Below are 20,072 nucleotides of genomic sequence, written 5' to 3' on the forward strand. Positions count from 1 at the left end.
GGCGAGATTGATTCTAGGTTGGCTAGATTTTGAACGGATTTTCGACGACTTTTTTATGATCGATGACATATGGGATAAGCGCCATGTGTCGCGCGCGTTTAATCGCAACCTCTACACGCTCTTGCCATTTTTTTGTATTGCCTGTGAGTCGGCGAGGCATGATCTTGTAGCGCTCAGAAAGCGAATGCTTTAACATGTCGATGTCTTTGTAATCGATAAACTCGATTTTAGCCTCTGTGTATTTGCAGTATCGTTTAGAGTATTTTCTTCTTTCCATGTTGTTGCTCCTTAGAATGGTATTTCATCTTCATTGATGTCAATGCTCGGGATATTTTGCTCATATCCACCTTGCTGAGGCTGGGATCTAGGCGTGGCATTGTAGCTCGGCTGGGTATTATCATAGCCACCATAACTACCACCGCCATAGTTTCTGCCATAGCCACCCGCGTTGTTGCCATAGTTACTATGGCTTTGATCGCTGTGTTCTCCGCTACCAGCACTATCTTGCTTTCTATCAAGCATTTTCATGCTTTCTGCTAGAATCGAATGCTTCGAGCGCTTATTGCCACTCTGGTCTGTCCAGCTTTCAAACACCAACCGCCCCTCGATGAGCACCCTGCTACCTTTGTGCAGATACTGCTCAGCGACTTCAGCTGTGCGCCCGAAAATTTTCACATCTACAAAGCAAGTCTCATCAGCTTTGCTGCCATCTTGCTTGGAGAATTTATGTGTGCTGGCAATTGCAAATGTCGACATTGCTGTCCCAGATGGGAGATAGCGCTTCTCGACATCGCGGGTAAGATTCCCAATGATGATAATTTTATTAAACATCTGCCCTACTTTTGTTTGCGCTACTCTTGCACGCTTGGTGCAGAATCTGCACTAGATTCTGCAGATTCTGGTTTTTTAGCCTTTGGCTCTGGCTTTTTGTTTGCACGATCAACGAGCGTTTTCCACGCTTTTTGCTCTTTTTTGCTCTCATACTTGATAACAATAAAGCGCAAAATGTCTTCATTGATACGATAGAGTCGCTCAAGCTCAAGAATAGATTCTGGCTTGGTCATGAAGTAAATGACAAAATAGTAGCCGCGTTTGTGCTTCTTGATCTCATAGGCGAGATTTCTCATGCCCATATCAAGGCATGTTTCGATGACGCCACCATTTTTGGTAATGACATCTTTGTAGAAGTCGATTTTTTGCTTGATCTCTTCTTCTACAAGTGTTGGCTTGATGATAAACATCGTCTCATAATGCTTCATTCATACTCCTTGTGGTTTGCGCCCTTGCCATGTGGCAGACCCAGCCTAGCGCTAGAGCTAACCAAAGCCCGTAAGTTCTTGGCAAGAGCAAGCAAGTAGATTTAAAGTAAAGGCGCGATTCTAGCCTAGCAAAGCTTGCAGTTTGATTAAGCAGCGTAGAGAAATATTTTTGTGCCCTTGCATAATTGCATTACGCCAGAATCCTAGCAGCGAGAAAATCTCACCAAAGACCTGCTCTTTGATCCTCATCGCACGCTGGGCAAGGAGATCTGCCTCCTGAAATGGCAGCGCATACCCTAGAATCTCCTTGCTATCAGCCCTGCCATGCAGTCGCACATACACGCCGAACAAAAACAGCTTATAAAAATACCCCTCCAGCTCGCTAAGAAGCGTCATATCGCTGCTTAGCCCAGCTTCTAGCATTTGCTCAAATACCCCCACCACATCGCCACGCGCAAAGAGCGCTTGAAGTAGCTCCTCGATAGCCACACTACCAAGCCCATAGCAGAGATAAGCAAGATCTTGTTGGGTGATTGGAGTATCAAGCATGGAGAGTTTTTTTAGCTCGCTACATGCGATTGCGATGTCATAGTTTTGCATAGCGAGCAGGGACTCTAGCAGATGATTAGCGATTGAAATGTGCAGATTCTGGGCTTCTTGGCGCAGAAGCTCGAGCGCTTCGTTTGGCTTTGGTTTGAAAAACCGCACCTCCACCACGCCGTTTTTTTTCTCGTCCATCGCCTTATCTTGGGCTTTTCGCGCATAAATTGCTTCATGCTTGAATTTTGCACTTAGGGCTTTAAAGTCGCGCGCGTATTGTGCGGGGTTTTTTCCCTCTGCTTTGAAAAATGCCAGAATCAAGCTGTGGTCATGATTAAGACTAAGTGCTTGAAGAATGGCTTTAATGTCTTTGTCGCTTGGCTTTTTGTCAACCTTTACAATCACGCACTGCGCATCACCAAAGAGACTGCTAGCCGTGAGCACTTCCAAACACTCTGCAAGCGTATAGTCTCCATAGGAAAACACCCTAGATTCTAGCCCAGTGGCATGTAAAATGCGCTTGGTATAAGACTCGATGAGAAATTCACTCTCGCCATAGAGCAGGCTTGCACGAGGCGTATGCGTGCGTAGCAGAGTGTCGAATTCTTTTTTATACATTTATGCGTGCGCCCTGTTTGTGTGGTGTGTATTTGTGGCTGCTTTAGGGTAGATTCTCTTGGGTGGTTTTAAGCCACATAGCCGCACAGCGCGGTAGAATCGATCAAGCCCTAGCCGCTCTTTGACACCAATACTATAATGAATATGTGTGAGATACTCTTTGATGTAATTGCGTGGGATTTTACTCTCAAGCGCGCGAGCTTGGAGGATATAGTAAGGGATTTTCACACGCCTTCTAGTAAAGGCTTTTGCAAGCTTGGCGTAAAGCGCGGCATGGCTGTTATAGCATAAGCGTCCAAACACAAAGGGCAAGCGATACCTATCCCACCACTGCTGCCCCATATCAATCGCCTCTCCCCCAGAAAATCGATACTGCAACGCACGATCGCCAATAAGCACCGATCCACGAAGCCCCAACACCTCGCAAAGAATGTTTGATGTGTCGGATTGGTAGTCCTTGCGTGGGATTTTTGGAGAGTGTGGAGAGCTGGCAAGGGTTTTGACGGAGGCTTTGGTAGAAATGGCAGCACGAGCTACTTTGGTGCTAGAATCTAGTGGGGGTTTTGGGCTAGATTCTACATCAATAGCAAGCACACTCCAGACAGCACCTTTGGCGATGATCCCTGCGCAGGTGGCTTTGCGCTTTTGGTGGGATTTGTAGCCTGCGATCGTGGAAATAAACCCTGCATCAATACGGCGAAAGAAAAAGCTCTGGTTAAGTTTAGCGGGGTAGGATTTGCGCGCAAAAGCCGCAAGCTTAAAGCGGGAGTGTAGCGGGTAGGATTTGAGAAACACATCAAAAGGCACGAGATTAAGATATTGAATCTTGCCAAACCGCATGACTATTGCCTTGTCTCATACATGATCAAATCCTGCTTCAAGCCTCAAAGCCCTGCACAACACTCGCAAAACCCCAGAATCTAGCGCAGGATTCTAGGTAGTGTGATGTCTGTCTGCCCCTGATATTTACCATTTTTGTCTTTGTAGCTTATCTCGCAGGGCTCATCGCCTTGGAGAAATAGCACTTGGGCTATGCCTTCATTGGCATAGATTTTGGCAGGCAGGGGTGTGGTATTGCTAATCTCAATGGTGATATGCCCCTCAAATTCTGGCTCAAATGGCGTAACATTGACGATGATCCCGCACCTTGCATAAGTGCTTTTGCCTAGGCAGATGGCTAGCACATCGCGCGGCATACGGAAATACTCAATCGTATGTGCTAGGGCAAATGAGTTTGGCGGGACGAGGCAGTAGCCCTGCGCACTCGCATTGACTTCTACGACATTTTTCTCATCAAACTGCTTAGGATCCACTAGTGTCGCACCCACATTGGTAAAAATCATAAATTTATCCCCCACGCGAATGTCATACCCATAGCTTGAAAGCCCGTAAGACACGACATTTTTGCCGATTTGCTTCTCACAAAATGGCTCGATCATTTTATGCTCTAGGCTCATTTGCCGTATCCAAGTGTCTGCTTTTAGTCCCATGATTTTCTTCCTTAATTAAGAATTATGGATATTAGTATGGTGGTGCTCTATAACTTTAAAATCGACCCAGGGCAATTTGTGCTTAAAAACGCAATTTTTAAGCAATTTTGGGCTTAAAAGTGTGCTATTATACAAAATTTACTTCATTTTTAAAGGATTTTTGATGAATTTGCCAGAAATCAAAAAGCTGATTGAAATCTTCAATACCAGCTCGCAAATCACAAGACTAAGTCTTAAGCAAGATAACTTCGAGCTAAAGCTGGATAAAATGCCAAGCACTGCCCCTGCCATACCGCAAGCGACCCACCAAGCCACCATGCAAACTGCCGTGCAAGCCCCAGCCCAGCCTCAAATCCATACTCCAGCTCCGCAATCCGCTCTAGCTACACCAGAATCTAGCGCTGGCAAAAGTGGGGATTTCATCACTTCCCCTATGGTTGGGACATTTTACCACCGCCCAAGCCCAGATGCCGACCCCTATGTCAAAGTCGGCGATGTCATCAAAAAGGGGCAGACGATAGGGATTATCGAAGCGATGAAGATTATGAATGAGATTGAAGCGGAGTTTGATTGCAAGATTCTATCCATAGAGACAGGCGATGGGCAGCCGGTGGAATACGGCAGCCACCTTATCAAAGTGGAAAAAGCATAGGAAGAGACATCGATGAAAAAGGTAACCCCAAAAAAGCTAGAGCGCATTCTAGTCGCAAACCGCGGTGAAATCGCGCTTCGAGCAATACGGACGATACAGGAGATGGGCAAGCAGGCAATCGCTATCTACTCTGTGGCAGACAAAGATACGCATTATCTCGATGTAGCAGATGCCAAAATCTGCGTAGGTGGGGCAAAGAGTGCGGAGAGCTATCTCAATATCCCAGCGATTATGAGCACCGCAGCCCTTGTCGATGCAGATGCGATATTCCCGGGCTATGGATTTTTGAGCGAGAATCAGCACTTTGTAGAGATTTGCACACATCACGGGATAGAGTTTATAGGACCAAGTAGCGATGTGATGGTGATGATGAGCGATAAATCCAAAGCAAAAGATGTGATGAAAGACGCTGGTGTGCCGGTGATTGAGGGCAGCGATGGTGCGCTAAAAGACGCCAACCATGCCCAAGAAGTCGCCAAGCAAATCGGCTACCCTGTGATCCTAAAGGCTGCTGCTGGCGGAGGGGGTAGGGGAATGCGGATTGTAGAGAGTGAATCCCTGCTCAAAAACCTCTACCTAGCCGCAGAATCCGAAGCCCTAAGCGCATTTGGCGATGGCACAATTTATATGGAAAAATTTATCAACAAGCCAAAGCATATCGAAGTGCAGATTCTTGCCGATAAACACGGCAATGTCGTGCATATCGGCGAGCGTGATTGCTCTGCCCAACGCCGCCAGCAAAAGCTCATCGAAGAAACCCCCGCTGTGGTGCTAAGTGATGATGTGCGCCAAAGGCTGCTTGAGACCGCAGTAAAAGCTGCCAAACATATCGGCTATGTGGGGGCTGGGACTTTTGAGTTCCTACTAGATTCTAATAATAAAGACTTTTTCTTTATGGAGATGAATACGCGCTTGCAAGTAGAGCACACCGTGAGTGAGATGGTGAGCGGACTTGATTTGGTGGAGTGGATGATCCGCATAGCAGAGGGTGAGCAGCTGCCAAAGCAAGAAGAGATATGCTGCAAAGGACATAGCATAGAGTGTAGGATCACCGCTGAAGATCCTGTCAAATTCTATCCAAGTGCGGGGAAAATCACGCAGTGGATAGCACCCGGTGGGGCAAATGTGCGCCTTGATAGCCACGCGTATGCGGGCTATGTGGTGCCGATGTTTTATGACTCGATGATCGGCAAGCTCATCGTGTGGGGCGAAGATCGCAATAAGGCGATCGCTAGAATGCGCCGCGCGCTTAAAGAATTTAGCATTGAAGGGATTAAAACTACCATACCTTTCCATTTAAAAATGATGAGTAATGCCGATTTTCTAAAATCCACTATCCATACCAAATACCTTGAGCAAGATCTCCAATAGTCGCTTCTGGCAGGAGTCTAGCTCACACAGGAGAGACGATGAAAATCGCAGGCAATGCGAATGCTGTCCAAAACGCCGCGCAATTTGGTGTAAAAGACGAACGAAAGCAAGACCCAAAAACCGCAAGTCTCGCACAAAATCCAAAAGTCTCAACACCTAGCGAAGTGGATTCTAAGCCCTTGGCTAAATCCGCACAGGCTTCTCGCCTCAACGCGAAATCTAGCCCAAGCCCAGCCGATGAGCTAGGTGCATTTGCCAAAAATGCTAACGCCACGATTGGTGCGCTTGATGTGATGATCCGATCGCTTCAATCTCTCCAGGCCCAAAATAAACATTTCGCAAAACTTGCTCTAAAGCTCCAGGACCCTACCCAAGCCCAGAGCCCAGATCTCTCGCAAAAAGCTGATAAAATCAAAGCCAAAATGCAAGAGATATTTGACTCATCGACATTTGATGATGAAAATGTATTTGTCAAGGATTATCAAGAAGTTCTCCCAGAAAACAAGCTAAACCCCAAAAAACTCTCGCCAAGCAAGCTTAGTCTCAAGCAGCCCGAGAATCTCTCCCAATATGCCAAAGACCTAAGCGAGCAAAAGCACTACGCCAAGCAGGCAAAAAAACTGCTCAAAGCCAATCTACAAGAGCGCGCAGACGCCGTGCAAAAGACAGATTCTAGCTATGAGAAACTTGATCGCGCAAGACTCACAGAGCCAGAGTTTAAAGCTGCGCAAGGCAGTAGTGGCGTAACGCTTGATAGGATCTTGCACCTCCTGCGCTAAGCGGATTTAGTCTGGTGGATTCTGTAATCCTAAGCACAGCATGCAGGCAATCCAAGCCTAGAATCTAAAGTCCCCAAAACAAACCACAAAGGTAAAACTTATGGAGATAATCCCATACAGCACGCAACTCATTGATGAAGAAGACATTGCTTGTGTGGCGCAGGCTCTGCGCGCGCCTTTGCTTACACAAGGGCAGGCGGTAGAAGAGTTTGAAAAGGCTCTTGCTGAGTATTTGGGGGTGCGCTATGTGGTGAGCTTCAACTCCGCCACTTCCGCGCTCTATGCCGCTTATCGCGCTTGCTTTAGTCAAAATGCGCTTGTCATCACCACACCCATAAGCTTTGTCGCCACGGCAAATATGCTGCTAGCTTGCGGCTGTGAGCCGATATTTGCAGATATTGGCTTTGATGGCAATATCTCCCCAGAGTCCATTACCCGCGCTATTGAAAAAGTGGATTCTAGCGATAGGGAGAGATTGCAAGGGATTGTGAGTGTAGATTTTGCGGGCAAGAGTGCTGATACAGAGAGTATCCGCGCCATTGCCAAAGAGCATAATCTCCGCTTCATAGCCGATAGTTCGCACGCTTTTGGCGGCAGTGTTGATGGGCGTAAAATCGGCACTCTTGCTGATGTAAGTGTCTTTAGCTTCCACGCTATTAAGCCCATAACCACTGCTGAAGGTGGCGCGATTAGCACCAATGATAAAACAATCTATGAGCAAGCCAAGCTCGTGCGATCACATGGCTTGGTGAAAAAGCGGCTTTGGGATACGCAAGTGGCGCAAATGGGCTTTAACTTCCGCCTAAACGAACTGCAAGCTGTCCTTGGGCTCTCCCAGCTCCATAAAATCGAGCAGTTTTTAGCGCGCAGAGAAGAAATCGCTAGAATCTATGATAGAGCCTTTGTAGGTAATCCCTACTTCACGCCCACCCACCCAGCAATCCCTGCTAATCACACTAGCACCAATCATCTCTACCCCATTTTGCTCCATAAAGAGCTTTATTGCGTTAAGGAAGAGATTTTTGCGATGCTGTGGGAGAAGGGGCTAGGCGTGCAGGTGCATTATAAGCCGATATTTCTCTATGAGCTTTATGCCAATGCAAAAGGGCTACACAAAGATAGCAGCGGGCAAGCCCTAGCGACAAACGCGCTTGATTGGTATCAAGCAGAGCTATCGCTGCCCTGTCATCAAGCGATGAGTGAAGCGCAAGTGCAATACTGCATCAAGCAGATTCTGGAGATCTGCGCCAAAAGCGCGAGTAGTTTAAAGTCTAGCCCTAGAATCCATTGTGTTTAGATTCTGGGATTTTAGAGCAGTAAAATGAATCACTCATGCAAGGCTTACTGCTCTATCGCATCGCATTCTACTAGCAGCTCCCCTTGTGCGTTGTAAAAATAATCCGTGCCTATGGGATATTCTTGGATTCTATGCTCTATCTTTACCCCATTTTCAAGCACAAACTCCACCACCCCGCCAATACTCGCACTCCCGGGCGTAGCACTTTGGACTGCTAAGACACTACCCTTTGGCAAATGCTCTTTATACAATATCTCACGCCCATTTATCCTAAAGTCCCAATGCCCTTTGCCATTAGGGAACCAATCATCAACGCTCACCTTATCATCTTTATGCCCTATCACACGCACATCTTTTACAGGCACTTCAAAAGCTAAAATCTCGCTCTCATTCCCCCACGATACCGCCCTAACAAATATGACTTGCGGATATAAACTTTTAAGCCTACTCAACATAGATTCCACTTTATCCGTGTCAAACCACTCCTTGCTTACACGCACCACAAAGGCTTTTTGCTCTATCTGCTCTTGGATAAGGCACTCTTGCTTAGATTCCGCACCTCTAGCTTCCACTGCCACTATCGCCCAAAACACACACAGCACAATCGCAGCAAATTGCATAAAACCCCTTACATTCAAGCCTTATGAGCGGCTTCCTTGCGGCTTTTGGCGGCTCTTGCGCTCATACCAAAGCCACTGCACAAGCAAAGCCCCCACACCAATATCAATGCACACATCTGCAAAGTTAAAGATCGCAAACTCAAACCAATAATGCCAATACACATAATCCACCACCTTGCCATACACAAAGCGGTCAATGACATTTGCAATCCCACCCCCTAGGATAAAACTAAAGCCCAGCCAATACTGCCTAAACGCCCCCCCTGCCAATGCCAAATACAAGCCCAGCCCCGCTAGTAGCGCGATTTGTATCCACTTAAGCCACCCTTGCAAAAATGCAAACATCGAAAACGCCACGCCATCATTATAAACAAGCACGATAGAAATCGCCCTGCTCTCCCAGCGAAATCCTTCTAACACCTGCAGCTTTAGCCACTGATCCAGCGCGATCACTCCCACGACAATGCCAAAAAACAGCCCCGCACGAAGTCTCATACACTGCACCTACACAAGCTTTGAGCGCAAAAAGCCCTCTAACTCTTTTGCCGCAGATTCTATCGCTTCACTCTCCTTGCCCTCCACCAAAATACGCAAAATATGCTCCGTGCCAGAGTAGCGGATAAGCGTGCGCATACCTGATTTTTCTATCTGCTTGCATAGCTCGCTAAAGCCAGAGATGGATTCTAGGGGCGTTTTTTCAAGCACTTTTAGATTGATAAGCTTTTGCGGATAGAGTGTGAAGGGATTTAGAGCTTGATGGCTTGAAGTTTTCTTGCGCAGCACTAGTGCCATCACCGCAATCGCGCTCATCAGCCCATCGCCCGTGGTGGAGTAGTCGCTAAAGATAATATGCCCACTTTGCTCTCCGCCAAAATTGCTGCCATACTTTTTCATCGCATCAAAGACATATTTATCCCCCACATCGCACCGCTGCAAGCCTATCTTATGCCTAGCCAGAAACTCTTCTAGTGCGAGATTGCTCATTTGCGTAGCGATGATGGTGCTAGATTCTAGCTCGCCAATGGAGCGCATATACTCCCCAAGCGCGCCTAGCAAAATATCGCCGTGAATAATCTTACCCATATTATCGACCACCACAAGCCTATCCGCATCGCCATCAAGCGCGAAGCCAATATCCGCGCGATATTTGAGCACTTCATTTGCTAGATCTTGGGGGTGCATAGCCCCACACTGCTCGTTGATATTAAAGCCATTTGGGGTGTTGTTTATCACCACTACATCTGCCCCCAGCTCGCGGAAAATCGTAGGCGCGACCTTGTAGGCTGCTCCATTAGCGCAGTCAAGCACGATACGCAAGCCTTGCAGGGTCAGCTCTTTGGGAAAAGAATTTTTAATATGCACGATATAGCGACCTATCACATCATCAATGCGCTTGGAGCTGCCGATCTCCTGTCCTATCTTGTGGCTTTGGGCTAGCAGCTGCTTGTCGTGGTAGATTCTCTCTATCTGTGCTTCAGCTTTTTCATCAAGCTTATTACCAAAACGATCGAAAAACTTTATCCCATTATCATCAAATGGATTATGACTCGCACTTATCATAATCCCCGCATCACAGCGCATATCCGCGGTGAGAAAGGCTATGGCAGGGGTAGGCATAGGACCTACTTGTATGACATCATACCCCACTGAAGTAAGCGCACTTACTAGGGCGTTTTCTATCATATAGCCACTGCGGCGCGTGTCTTTGCCAAGTAGAATCTTATTGCTTGAGCGAATGTTTTTCTGCCTAGCAAGATCGCGGAAATACAGCCCCACAGCGATACCTAGCTCAATGCAAAATGCCGGCGTAAGAAAGCTTCCTGCCCTGCCGCGCACACCATCAGTGCCAAAGATTTTGGCTAGATTTTGGGATTTTGTTGATAAAGTTTTTTTACTCATTTAGCACTACTCCTGCTTCACTTGCCCATGGGGATTAAACTGCTTTTAAATAAAAACTAGGCACAATAATGCCCTAAAATTTTTTACAAAAGGATTAAAAAATATGGCAAACCACAAGTCCGCAGAGAAGAGAATCCGCCAGACAGAGAGGCGCACAGAGCGCAACCGCTACTACCGCACGAGAATCAAAAATATCATTAAAGCAGTGCGTGAGAGTGTGGCAAACAATGACCTGCCAAAAGCACAAGAAGCCTTTAAAATCGCCAACAAAGAGCTGCATAAATTTGTCAGCAAAGGCATTGTGAAGAAAAATACTGCCGCACGCAAAGTCAGTCGCCTTAACGCCGCTGTTAAAAAACTCGCCCAATCTGCTTAATCCCCTAGCTTTTGCCTAGGCTTTCTCAAGGGTTATAAATTTTATGCTTAGTGATACACTGCGCCCCATTATCGCGCGTTATGATGAGATAAGCGATCTGCTCTCTCGCCCAGAGATAGTGGCAGATGTCAAGCAGCTAACCGCCCTTAGCAAGGAGCAAAGCCAAATCCAAGAGATCACGCAGCAAGCTAGAATCTATCTCGCCACCCTAGAATCCATACAAGAAAACAAGCTACTTTTAGAAGACAAAGAGTTAAGCGAGCTTGCTAAAGAAGAGCTAAAATCCCTAGAATCCACAAAAACAGAGCTAGAAGAGCACTTGCGATTGCTACTAATCCCCAAAGACCCAAATGATGATAAAAATATTTATCTCGAGCTACGCGCAGGCACAGGTGGCGATGAGGCTGGGATTTTTGTAGGAGACTTGTTCCGCGCATATTGCCGCTATGCAGATACAAAGGGCTGGAAGGTAGAGATTATCAGCTCAAGTGAGAATGATGTGGGCGGATATAAGGAAATTATCGCACTCATCAAAGGCTCTGGCGTTTTCTCTAAGCTCAAGTTTGAAGGCGGCACACACCGCGTCCAGCGCGTCCCTCAAACTGAATCTCAAGGTAGAATCCACACTTCTGCTATCACTGTGGCGATTATGCCAGAGGTCGATGATGTAGAGATCACCATTAACCCAAATGACTTGCGTATAGAAGTCTTCCGCGCAGGCGGACACGGCGGACAATGTGTCAATACCACGGATTCTGCGGTGCGTATCACACATATCCCCACAGGCATTAGCGTCTCTATGCAAGATGAGAAATCCCAGCACAAAAACAAAGACAAAGCGATGAAGATTCTAAAGGCTAGAATCTATGAAGCCCAGCTTGCCGAGCAAATGGCGCAAAACTCTCAAGCGCGCAAAGACCAAGTAGGAAGCGGGGATAGAAGCGAGCGCATACGCACTTACAACTACCCGCAAAATCGCCTAACCGATCATCGTATCAACACCACGCTATACAGCCTAGAAGAAATAATGCTCTCTGGTAATTTAGATTCTATCATCGACCCTTTGATAGCCCACGCGCAATCGCTTGCCCTAAGTGCGCAAGAATAGTGGCACATACACTTCTTATCTTTCCATGTCTCTTGCGCGTATAAAAAAGCTTAAAATTTTGGATATGTTGCTGGATTTGTTTGGGTTGTGTGCTTATTTTTGTTCCCAATCTATGATTGTTGTCCTTTTTATAAGGAAGCAAATTTTTCTTTTTATGCCTAAAAATAGGCAAAGCTCTTGACTATTTTTAGTATTTTTGTCTATAATCTCGGCTCAAATTTGACACATTGCATTGCAGTGGGTTCTTTAAGACAGAAACCAGAGAATCTTTGTTTTAAAGTTTGACAAATTTATATACGAGGAAAATCTATGGAAAAAATTCGATTGAAGCTCAAAGCCTATGATCATCGGGTTCTTGACAGGTCGGTTACTTCTATTGTCGAGGCTGTGAAGCGCACTGGATCAGAGATATGTGGTCCTATCCCATTGCCTACCAGAAGCAGAAAATACACCGTGCTTCGTTCTCCGCATGTCAATAAAGATTCTCGAGAGCAGTTCGAGATTCGAGTTCATACGAGGATTATCGACATCATGTCTGCTACACCCGATACGGTAGAGGGACTGATGAAGCTTGATTTGGCTCCAGAAGTTGATGTAGAAGTAACTTCTATGAGTAAATAGCGTCGAGTGATATATTATTTAAGGAAAGAGAATGGAATTTTTGGCACAAAAAATAGGGATGAGTAGAACGGTCGGTAAGACAAGCACCCCTGTTACACTTTTGAAAGTATTAAACACAAAGGTATGTGAGCTAAAAGAGGGTGGGCAAGCCATAGTTGCATATCCCAGAGGTAAAGCCCAAAGTAAGTCTATTGCTGGGCAGCAAAAAAAATACAATCTCAGCAAGGAATATAATCGCTTTGCTACGCTTCGTGTTGCGAATACTGAGGTTGGTGATTTGGATATATCTGCACTTGAATCTGCACAGCGTCTTAAAGCCTCGTTTATGACGAAAGGTCGCGGATTTAGCGGTGCGATGAAGCGCTGGAATTTTCAGGGCGGTCCTGCTGCTCATGGAAGTAGATTTCACAGACGACTAGGATCTATTGGGAATCGTGAGTGGCCAGGGCGTGTGCAGCCGGGTAAAAAAATGGCAGGACATTATGGAAATGAGAAAGTAACAGTGCAAGCCCAGGTTGTATCTTTCGATAAGGAAAATGGGATTCTCGTGCTCAAAGGCTCTGTTGCTGGATACAATGGCGCATTTGGCAAGATTACTATTATCAAATAAGGGTGAAAAATGAGCAGTGCGATAGTATTGGATAAATCGTTTAAAAAGGCAAGTGAAATTGCTTTGCCTGAGAGCTACAAGGGGATTAAAGAGCATAATCTCTATCTATATGTTAAGTCGTATCTGGCTTCTTTGCGCGCAAACAATGCGAAAGCAAAAAAGCGCGGCGAAGTGAGCGGTGGCGGCAAAAAGCCATGGGCGCAAAAGGGTGGAGGTCGTGCTCGTGCAGGAAGTATTACATCTCCAGTATTTGTTGGTGGTGGTGTAGCTCATGGTCCTAGCAACGATAGAAACTACGAGCTAAAGATCAACAAAAAGCAAAAACGCCTTGCGCTTGAGTATGCAATGAAGCAGAAGGCAGACACCGGCAAACTATATGTTGTAGATTCTCTAAGTATTGCTAGTGGAAAGACAAAAGATGCAAATGTAGTGCTTAAGGGCATTGGTGAAAGGAGCGTGCTGCTTGTCGCTCAATCAATCCAGGATGAGAAGACATTTCTGGCATATCGTAATTTGCAGAATTGCTACTTTATCGAAGCAAGTGAGATGAATGCTTATCTTGTGGCTGCCTTTCATGCTGTTGTGATAGAAAAGCCCGTCTTGGAAGCATTTTTAGATTCTGGAAATAAGGGGAAATAAATGGCTGATATAACAGATATTAAATCCATTCTCTACACAGAGAAGTCATTATCGCTTCAAGAGAGCGGGGTTTTGGTTGTGCAAACATCGACACGCGTTACAAAAAATCAACTCAAAGAGGTCTTTAGAGAATATTTTGGTGTGGTTCCAGTGAAAATTAATTCCTTGCGCCAAGATGGTAAGGTTAAACGCTCGATAAAGAGAGGCAGCAATGGAACTCAAAAATTTTATGGGCAGCGAAGCTCTTACAAGAAATTTTATGTGAAGATTCCAGAGGGTGCGAAGATTGATTCGCTCACAGCATAGAGGAGTAGAGTATGGCAATTAAGACATATAAACCATATACCCCAAGTCGTAGGTTTATGAGCAATCTCAGCTCAAGTGATATTACGGCAAAGCCAAGTGTTAGAAAGCTTTTGATTAAACTCCCTGTATCTGCAGGTAGAAATAACAATGGTCGAATAACCAGCCGCCACAAAGAGGGTGGGGCTAAGCGTTTGTATCGTGTTATTGATTTTAAGCGTAATAAATTTAATATCCAAGGGCGTGTTGTGGCTATTGAATACGATCCATATCGAAATTGTCGTATAGCACTAATCACCTATCCCGATGGAGATAAGCGTTATATTTTGCAGCCCAGCGGCTTGCAAGTTGGTGATGTAGTCATTGCAGCAGAATCTGGTCTTGATATCAAAACTGGATATGCAATGAAGCTTAAAAATATTCCAATTGGCACAATCGTGCATAATATAGAAATGCATCCAGGCGCTGGCGGTCAGCTCGCTCGAAGTGCTGGGTCTAGTGCGCAAATTATGGGGCGTGAGAACAAATACATCATCTTGCGCTTACCAAGTGGAGAAATGCGTTATATCTTAGATGAGTGTATGGCGACAATAGGTGTTGTAGGGAATGAAGACTTTATTAATATTTCAATTGGTAAAGCTGGACGCAATAGGCATTTGGGTATTCGCCCACAAACAAGAGGTAGCGCAATGAACCCTGTGGATCACCCACATGGTGGTGGTGAGGGAAAAACTGGTTCGAGCGGTCATCCGGTTTCACCTTGGGGAACGCCTGCTAAGGGGTATAAAACTCGTCGCAAAAAAGCAAGTGATAAGCTAATTATCTCAAGAAAGAAGAAGTAAGGAATAGATATGGCAAGATCAATTAGAAAGGGTCCTTTTATTGATGGTCATTTAGCGAAAAAAGTAGCTAAATCTAAAGAAGCAAAAGACAATAAGCCTATAAAAACTTGGTCTAGAAGAAGCACTATCCTGCCAGACATGATAGGCTTGACATTCAATGTTCATAATGGGCGTGCGTTTGTTCCTGTATATGTTACCGAGAATCATGTGGGCTATAAGCTAGGTGAGTTTGCTCCTACGCGAACTTTCAAGGGGCACAAAGGCAGTGTCCAGAAAAAGATAGGGAAGTAGGGGTGAAAGATGAGTAGAGCATTGTTGCGTTTTATTAGACTATCTCCAACGAAAGCGCGTTTGGTGGCTCGTGAAGTGCAAGGAATGAATGCTGAGCTTGCACTTGCAAGTTTGGAATTTACTCCAAATAAGGCTGCCAAAGTTATCTATAAGGTCATCGCTTCTGCTGTCGCGAATGGCTCTTATGAGGCAAAAAATGTGATTGTGCATTCTTGCCGTGTGGATGCTGGTCCTGTGCTAAGAAGATTTATGCCAAGAGCAAGAGGGCGTGCGACACCTATACGAAAACCCACTTCCCATGTGCTTGTGGAGGTTCTAACACAGGCTGAAGTCGATTCGTTAAAGGTTAAGAACTCAAAGTCTCGAGGAGTTCTTGCTAAGGAGCAAGGCAAATCAGCTAAACCTGCTACTAAGGAAAAAGAAGGTGTAACTTCTAAGAAAAGAGTTACCCCAAAAGCACCAGCTAAGAAACCAAGCGTTAAATCAGAAACTAAGGAATAAAAGCCATGGGACAAAAAGTTAATCCAATCGGACTGAGATTAGGTATCAATAGAAATTGGACTTCTCGTTGGTTTCCTAATACCAAGGTGGCTCCTGCTAATATTGTCGAGGATCATACTATTAGAAAGTTCTTGAAAAAGGAGTTATATTATGCGGGCATTAGTGAGATTGTTATCGAGCGAGCAGCAAGCAAGATCCGTATAACTGTGGTAGCAGCACGCCCAGGGCTCATCATAGGCAAGAAAGGTGCAGATATTGAGCTTAAGCGCGAGGCGTTAAAGCAACTTATCAAAAAAGATGTGTCAATTAACATCAAGGAGGTCAAAAGACCACAGGCTAATGCGCAGCTTGCGGCAGAAAATGTGGCTATGCAGCTTGAAAAGCGTGTTGCATTTAGGCGTGCTATGAAAAAGGTTATGCAGGCAGCAATGAAGTCTGGTGCTCGGGGCGTAAAAATTAAGGTTTCTGGGCGTTTAGCAGGAGCTGAAATGGCTCGAACAGAGTGGTATATGGAAGGTAGGGTGCCTCTCCATACGCTGCGTGCTAAAATTGACTATGGTTTTGCCGAGGCTTTTACAACCTATGGAATCATAGGGATTAAAGTGTGGATTTTTAAGGGTGAGATTTTGCAGAAAGGCATTCAGCCAGATAAGCGAGAGGATGCAGAGGATGCGAGGGAATCTCGATTGAAATCTAAGAGAGGGAGACAATAATCATGTTAATGCCCAAGAGGACAAAATATAGAAAGCAAATGAAAGGAAGAAATCGCGGTAAATCTATGCGCGGATCTTCTTTGGCTTATGGCAATATTGGTATTAAGGCACTTGAGCTTGGCAGAATAGATTCTCGTCAGATAGAGGCAGCGAGAATAGCGCTTACAAGACATATTAAAAGAACAGGGAAAGTATGGATACGTGTTTTTCCTGATAAGCCTCTTACTGCCAAGCCACTTGAAGTGAGAATGGGTAAAGGAAAGGGCGCTGTTGAAAAATGGGTTATGAACATTCAGCCTGGTAGAATCATCTATGAGATCATAGGTGTTGAAGAGGGAATGGCTCGAGAGGCATTAGCTTTGGCACAAAGTAAGCTTCCTTTTAAAACAAAAATCATAACTAGCGAGAGTGAAAATGAAATTTATTGATTTGAAAGATAAAGACTTGGTGGAGCTCCACAAGATGTTGAAAGACAAGAAGTCCGAGCTTTTTGAGTTGCGATTGAAGCTTAAAACAATGCATTTGACTAACCCTAATCAAATTGGGATAGTGAGAAAAGATATTGCCAGAATCAATACGGCAATATCTGCTAAAAAGGAAAGCAAATGAATCAAGCACAGCCACATAAAAGAATAATACAGGGCAAGATTGTTTCGATCGCTGGGGACAAAAGTGCGGTGGTTTTGGTGGAGCGTAAAGTGGTGCACCCTAAATACCGCAAAATTGTTAAGCGATTTAAGAAATACACTATTCATGATGAAAAAAATCAGGCAAAAGTAGGCGATGAAGTCGTAGCCATCGAATGTAAGCCTATTTCAAAAACTAAATCTTTTAACCTAAAAGATATTGTGTCAGTAGGAGTCTAGTATGATTCAAAGTTTTACACGATTGAATGTAGCCGACAATAGCGGTGCGAAGGAGATTATGTGTATAAAAGTGCTTGGGGGGAGCCACAAGCGTTATGCAAGCGTTGGTGATGTGATTGTCGCCTCTGTCAAAAAGGCTATTCCTAATGGGAAGGTTAAGAAAGCCCAAGTTGTAAAAGCGGTTGTGGTTAGAACAAAAAAGGAGATCCACAGAGCAAACGGATCGTTAGTGCGATTTGATGACAATGCGGCTGTTATTTTGGATGCAAAGCGGGAGCCTATCGGGACTAGAATCTTTGGTCCTGTTAGCAGGGAAGTTCGATATGCTAATTTTATGAAGATAGTATCATTGGCGCCGGAGGTGTTATAGTGGTGAAGTATAAAATCAAGAAAGGCGATACTGTGAGAGTTATTGCTGGAGACGATAAGGGAAAAGTGGGAAAAGTTTTGGCAGTTTTGCCAAAGAAGGCTTCTGTCATTGTAGAAGGTTGCTCTCTTGTTAAAAAGTCAGTAAAGCCAAGCGATAACAACCCTAAAGGTGGCTTTGTGAGCAAAGAAGGGCTTATACATATTTCGAATGTCAAAAAAGATGGAGAATAAGGGCTATGTTTGCACTGAGACAAAAATATAACGATGAAATCAAAGCGCAGCTAAAGGAAACGCTCAGTATCCAGAATCCAATGCTTGTCCCAAAACTGGAAAAAATAGTGATAAGTGTTGGTGCCGGGGATTATGCTAAAGATTCCAAGATTATGCAAAATATAGCGGATACGATCTCTCTTATTGCTGGACAGAAGGCGGTTATTACAAAAGCCAAAAAATCTGTAGCTGGATTTAAAATGCGTGAGGGTATGCCAGTGGGTGTGAAAGTAACATTGCGTGGTAAGCAGATGTATAACTTTTTAGAAAAACTTATTGTGATTTCTTTGCCCAGGGTTAAGGATTTTCGTGGTGTCCCCCGGAATGGATTTGATGGGCGTGGGAATTATAGCTTTGGCTTAAATGAGCAACTTATGTTCCCAGAGGTTGTGTATGATGATATCATGGTAACACATGGTATGAATATTACGATTGTTACTTCAACACAAGACGATAAAGAGGCGTTTAAACTTTTGGAATTCTTTGGTATGCCGTTTGCGAAAGGGAGATAGTATGGCGAAAAAATCAATGATAGCGAAAACCAATAGAAAAGCAAGATTCAGTTCGCGTGCATATACTAGATGCAGAGTTTGTGGTAGGCCACATTCTGTGTATAGGGACTTTGGGCTTTGTAGAGTTTGTCTGCGTAAGATGGGCAATGAGGGCTTGATCCCTGGTTTAAGAAAAGCTAGCTGGTAGAAAAGGAGTAGGATCATGGTAAATGATATTATTGCGGATTCTTTGACACGACTTCGTAATGCCTCTATGAGAAGGCTGGAATCTACGACGTTGTATTATGCAAAGATTGTTGTTTCAATTTTAGATGTCTTTAAAGAGCAAGGGTTTATTAAGGGCTACAATGTCAATGATAAAGATGGAAAGCAGTCTATTCTTGTTCAGCTTGCATATGATGAGCGGGGTAAGTCTATGATCAATGAGGTCAAGCGTATAAGCAAACCAGGAAGAAGGGTATATAAGGCTCGAAGCGAACTTAAGCGATTTAAAAATGGGTATGGCACTATTGTAGTCAGCACAAGCAGAGGTGTGATATCTAACGATGAGGCATACAAAGCAAATGTCGGTGGCGAAGCTTTGTGTAGTATTTGGTAATTAGGAGCTAGCATGTCAAGAGTTGGTAAAAGACCTATCAGTATTCCAGATTCTGTGCAAGTGAATTTGGACGGGACGAAAATTGTTTTCAAAAATGCAAAATTAACAAAAGAGCTTGAAACTCACGGGCGTGTTAAGGTTGAGCTTCAAGACAAGGAGCTTATTTTCTCTGCTTTAGATTCTGTGTCGCAGTCTAGAGCTTTTTGGGGCACTTATAGGGCTTTGGCAAACAATATCATTGTAGGACTAACTCAAGGTTTTACTAAGATTCTTGAGATAAATGGTGTTGGTTACAAAGCCGCGATAGCTGGTAAAAACCTGGAGCTTGCGCTTGGATTTTCCCATCCCATTAAGTATCCTATTCCCGATGGTGTGGAAATGTCGCTTGAGAAAAATCAGCTGACGATAAAAGGTGCTGATAAGCAACAGATCGGGCAAATTGCTGCTGAGATTCGGGAGTTTAGACCACCTGAGCCATACAAGGGTAAGGGTATTAAATATCTTGAAGAGACAATTATCCGCAAAGCTGGGAAAACAGCGAAAAAATAGCTAGGAGCTGGTAATGACAAATAAGATTTTAGAATTAAAGAAAAATTTGCGAATCAAGAGGAAGATGCGTATTCGCGACAAGCTTAAAGGCACAACTACTCGCCCTAGAATCAGTATTTTTCGATCTAATAAGTATCTATATGCGCAAGCCATTGATGATGTGAATGGTGTAACACTTGCGACTGTAGATGGCATGAAACTTAAGCTTGGAAACAATAAAGATCAAGCAGAGCAAATTGCAGTCGTATTTGCCAAAACCTTGAAAGATAAGGGGATTTCTTCAGCCATATTTGATCGTAATGGATATCTATTCCATGGAGTCGTCAAGGCATTTGCAGATTCTCTTCGAGAAAATGGTATAACATTATAGGCAATCTAC

At 44.6% G+C, this 20,072-nt stretch carries 32 protein-coding genes and 1 pseudogene; 24 read left to right on the plus strand and 9 right to left on the minus strand.

What is annotated here, in order from left to right; all coding sequences use genetic code 11:
• Positions 1-22 precede the first annotated feature (22 nt).
• The 6 genes and pseudogenes from rpsR to dcd form a co-directional block, all read right to left on the minus strand.
• Positions 23-277, minus strand: coding sequence for a 30S ribosomal protein S18 (gene rpsR / locus Q0171_RS04165; RefSeq protein WP_299327079.1), 255 nt, complete (start codon positions 275-277; stop codon positions 23-25).
• A gap of 11 nt (positions 278-288) precedes the next feature.
• The gene (locus Q0171_RS04170; RefSeq protein WP_299327081.1) at positions 289-831 is read right to left on the minus strand and encodes a single-stranded DNA-binding protein; all 543 of its coding nucleotides are present in this window, start codon (positions 829-831) and stop codon (positions 289-291) included.
• 89 nt (positions 832-920) lie between these two features.
• Positions 921-1,259, minus strand: a pseudogene (gene rpsF / locus Q0171_RS04175) (30S ribosomal protein S6); the annotation flags it as partial.
• A gap of 120 nt (positions 1,260-1,379) precedes the next feature.
• Entirely contained in the window at positions 1,380-2,417 is a 1,038-nt protein-coding gene (locus Q0171_RS04180; protein ID WP_299327085.1) for a hypothetical protein, read from the minus strand.
• Positions 2,418-3,257 carry an MqnA/MqnD/SBP family protein gene (locus Q0171_RS04185; RefSeq protein ID WP_299327087.1) on the minus strand — a complete coding sequence of 280 codons (840 nt, stop codon included), beginning with the start codon at positions 3,255-3,257 and terminating at the stop codon, positions 2,418-2,420.
• Positions 3,258-3,337: 80 nt separating this feature from the next.
• A complete protein-coding gene (dcd, locus tag Q0171_RS04190; RefSeq protein WP_299327089.1) occupies positions 3,338-3,907 on the minus strand; it encodes a dCTP deaminase in 570 nt (189 codons plus the stop codon).
• A gap of 163 nt (positions 3,908-4,070) precedes the next feature.
• Between dcd and accB the strand changes: the two genes are divergently transcribed.
• From accB to pseC, 4 genes are all read left to right on the plus strand, one after another.
• Positions 4,071-4,559, plus strand: coding sequence for an acetyl-CoA carboxylase biotin carboxyl carrier protein (gene accB / locus Q0171_RS04195; protein ID WP_299327091.1), 489 nt, complete (start codon positions 4,071-4,073; stop codon positions 4,557-4,559).
• A 12-nt stretch (positions 4,560-4,571) separates the two neighbouring features.
• A complete protein-coding gene (locus tag Q0171_RS04200; RefSeq protein WP_299327093.1) occupies positions 4,572-5,930 on the plus strand; it encodes an acetyl-CoA carboxylase biotin carboxylase subunit in 1,359 nt (452 codons plus the stop codon).
• 38 nt (positions 5,931-5,968) lie between these two features.
• Positions 5,969-6,709 (plus strand): hypothetical protein, encoded by a 741-nt coding sequence (locus Q0171_RS04205; protein ID WP_299327095.1) that lies wholly within the window; start codon positions 5,969-5,971, stop codon positions 6,707-6,709.
• 100 nt (positions 6,710-6,809) lie between these two features.
• Positions 6,810-8,006: a UDP-4-amino-4,6-dideoxy-N-acetyl-beta-L-altrosamine transaminase gene (gene pseC / locus Q0171_RS04210; RefSeq protein WP_317279192.1), complete on the plus strand. Its 1,197-nt coding sequence runs from the start codon at positions 6,810-6,812 to the stop codon at positions 8,004-8,006.
• A 44-nt stretch (positions 8,007-8,050) separates the two neighbouring features.
• Here the strand turns inward: pseC and Q0171_RS04215 are convergent, their stop codons facing one another.
• From Q0171_RS04215 to glmM, 3 genes are read right to left on the minus strand one after another with little or no spacing between them, the layout of a single operon-like run.
• Entirely contained in the window at positions 8,051-8,626 is a 576-nt protein-coding gene (locus Q0171_RS04215) for a hypothetical protein (RefSeq protein ID WP_299327097.1), read from the minus strand.
• A gap of 21 nt (positions 8,627-8,647) precedes the next feature.
• Positions 8,648-9,121, minus strand: a complete 474-nt coding sequence (gene lspA, locus Q0171_RS04220; protein WP_299327099.1) for a signal peptidase II — start codon at positions 9,119-9,121, stop codon at positions 8,648-8,650.
• Positions 9,122-9,130: 9 nt separating this feature from the next.
• A complete protein-coding gene (gene glmM, locus Q0171_RS04225) occupies positions 9,131-10,525 on the minus strand; it encodes a phosphoglucosamine mutase (protein WP_299327101.1) in 1,395 nt (464 codons plus the stop codon).
• A gap of 103 nt (positions 10,526-10,628) precedes the next feature.
• On the opposite strand from glmM, the gene rpsT reads away from it, so the two are divergent.
• The 20 genes from rpsT to rplR all read left to right on the plus strand — a co-directional run bounded on the left by rpsT (position 10,629) and on the right by rplR (position 20,063).
• Complete coding sequence (rpsT, locus tag Q0171_RS04230; protein ID WP_115011837.1) at positions 10,629-10,901, plus strand: 30S ribosomal protein S20; 273 nt, start codon at positions 10,629-10,631, stop codon at positions 10,899-10,901.
• A gap of 43 nt (positions 10,902-10,944) precedes the next feature.
• Complete coding sequence (gene prfA, locus Q0171_RS04235) at positions 10,945-12,009, plus strand: peptide chain release factor 1 (protein ID WP_299327105.1); 1,065 nt, start codon at positions 10,945-10,947, stop codon at positions 12,007-12,009.
• A gap of 309 nt (positions 12,010-12,318) precedes the next feature.
• Positions 12,319-12,630 carry a 30S ribosomal protein S10 gene (gene rpsJ / locus Q0171_RS04240; RefSeq protein ID WP_299327107.1) on the plus strand — a complete coding sequence of 104 codons (312 nt, stop codon included), beginning with the start codon at positions 12,319-12,321 and terminating at the stop codon, positions 12,628-12,630.
• Positions 12,631-12,661: 31 nt separating this feature from the next.
• Positions 12,662-13,240, plus strand: a complete 579-nt coding sequence (gene rplC, locus Q0171_RS04245; protein ID WP_299327109.1) for a 50S ribosomal protein L3 — start codon at positions 12,662-12,664, stop codon at positions 13,238-13,240.
• 9 nt (positions 13,241-13,249) lie between these two features.
• Positions 13,250-13,879: a 50S ribosomal protein L4 gene (rplD, locus tag Q0171_RS04250; protein ID WP_299327111.1), complete on the plus strand. Its 630-nt coding sequence runs from the start codon at positions 13,250-13,252 to the stop codon at positions 13,877-13,879.
• Entirely contained in the window at positions 13,880-14,185 is a 306-nt protein-coding gene (locus Q0171_RS04255) for a 50S ribosomal protein L23 (protein ID WP_299327113.1), read from the plus strand.
• Positions 14,186-14,196: 11 nt separating this feature from the next.
• Positions 14,197-15,024, plus strand: a complete 828-nt coding sequence (gene rplB / locus Q0171_RS04260) for a 50S ribosomal protein L2 (protein WP_299327115.1) — start codon at positions 14,197-14,199, stop codon at positions 15,022-15,024.
• A 9-nt stretch (positions 15,025-15,033) separates the two neighbouring features.
• Positions 15,034-15,315 (plus strand): 30S ribosomal protein S19, encoded by a 282-nt coding sequence (rpsS, locus tag Q0171_RS04265; protein ID WP_299327117.1) that lies wholly within the window; start codon positions 15,034-15,036, stop codon positions 15,313-15,315.
• 9 nt (positions 15,316-15,324) lie between these two features.
• A complete protein-coding gene (gene rplV, locus Q0171_RS04270) occupies positions 15,325-15,816 on the plus strand; it encodes a 50S ribosomal protein L22 (protein WP_299327119.1) in 492 nt (163 codons plus the stop codon).
• A gap of 5 nt (positions 15,817-15,821) precedes the next feature.
• Positions 15,822-16,529, plus strand: coding sequence for a 30S ribosomal protein S3 (rpsC, locus tag Q0171_RS04275; protein ID WP_299327121.1), 708 nt, complete (start codon positions 15,822-15,824; stop codon positions 16,527-16,529).
• A gap of 2 nt (positions 16,530-16,531) precedes the next feature.
• Positions 16,532-16,957, plus strand: a complete 426-nt coding sequence (gene rplP / locus Q0171_RS04280) for a 50S ribosomal protein L16 (RefSeq protein WP_299327123.1) — start codon at positions 16,532-16,534, stop codon at positions 16,955-16,957.
• The gene (gene rpmC / locus Q0171_RS04285; RefSeq protein WP_299327125.1) at positions 16,944-17,138 is read left to right on the plus strand and encodes a 50S ribosomal protein L29; all 195 of its coding nucleotides are present in this window, start codon (positions 16,944-16,946) and stop codon (positions 17,136-17,138) included. Before rplP ends, rpmC begins: the two co-directional genes overlap by 14 nt.
• Positions 17,135-17,395 carry a 30S ribosomal protein S17 gene (gene rpsQ / locus Q0171_RS04290; protein WP_299327127.1) on the plus strand — a complete coding sequence of 87 codons (261 nt, stop codon included), beginning with the start codon at positions 17,135-17,137 and terminating at the stop codon, positions 17,393-17,395. Before rpmC ends, rpsQ begins: the two co-directional genes overlap by 4 nt.
• A 1-nt stretch (position 17,396) precedes the next feature.
• Entirely contained in the window at positions 17,397-17,765 is a 369-nt protein-coding gene (gene rplN / locus Q0171_RS04295; RefSeq protein WP_299327129.1) for a 50S ribosomal protein L14, read from the plus strand.
• Positions 17,766-17,767: 2 nt separating this feature from the next.
• Positions 17,768-17,995, plus strand: coding sequence for a 50S ribosomal protein L24 (gene rplX, locus Q0171_RS04300; RefSeq protein WP_299327131.1), 228 nt, complete (start codon positions 17,768-17,770; stop codon positions 17,993-17,995).
• 5 nt (positions 17,996-18,000) lie between these two features.
• Positions 18,001-18,546, plus strand: coding sequence for a 50S ribosomal protein L5 (rplE, locus tag Q0171_RS04305; protein WP_299327133.1), 546 nt, complete (start codon positions 18,001-18,003; stop codon positions 18,544-18,546).
• A 1-nt stretch (position 18,547) separates the two neighbouring features.
• Complete coding sequence (locus Q0171_RS04310) at positions 18,548-18,733, plus strand: type Z 30S ribosomal protein S14 (RefSeq protein WP_299327135.1); 186 nt, start codon at positions 18,548-18,550, stop codon at positions 18,731-18,733.
• Between the two features lie 15 nt (positions 18,734-18,748).
• Complete coding sequence (gene rpsH, locus Q0171_RS04315) at positions 18,749-19,144, plus strand: 30S ribosomal protein S8 (protein WP_299327137.1); 396 nt, start codon at positions 18,749-18,751, stop codon at positions 19,142-19,144.
• A gap of 12 nt (positions 19,145-19,156) precedes the next feature.
• On the plus strand, positions 19,157-19,693 hold the full coding sequence (rplF, locus tag Q0171_RS04320; RefSeq protein WP_299327139.1) for a 50S ribosomal protein L6: 537 nt from the start codon (positions 19,157-19,159) through the stop codon (positions 19,691-19,693).
• Between the two features lie 13 nt (positions 19,694-19,706).
• Complete coding sequence (gene rplR / locus Q0171_RS04325; RefSeq protein WP_299327141.1) at positions 19,707-20,063, plus strand: 50S ribosomal protein L18; 357 nt, start codon at positions 19,707-19,709, stop codon at positions 20,061-20,063.
• The last annotated feature ends 9 nt before the right edge of the window (positions 20,064-20,072 follow it).

Origin of the sequence: uncultured Helicobacter sp. (genome assembly GCF_937906905.1) — a bacterium.
Taxonomy (GTDB): domain Bacteria; phylum Campylobacterota; class Campylobacteria; order Campylobacterales; family Helicobacteraceae; genus Helicobacter_B.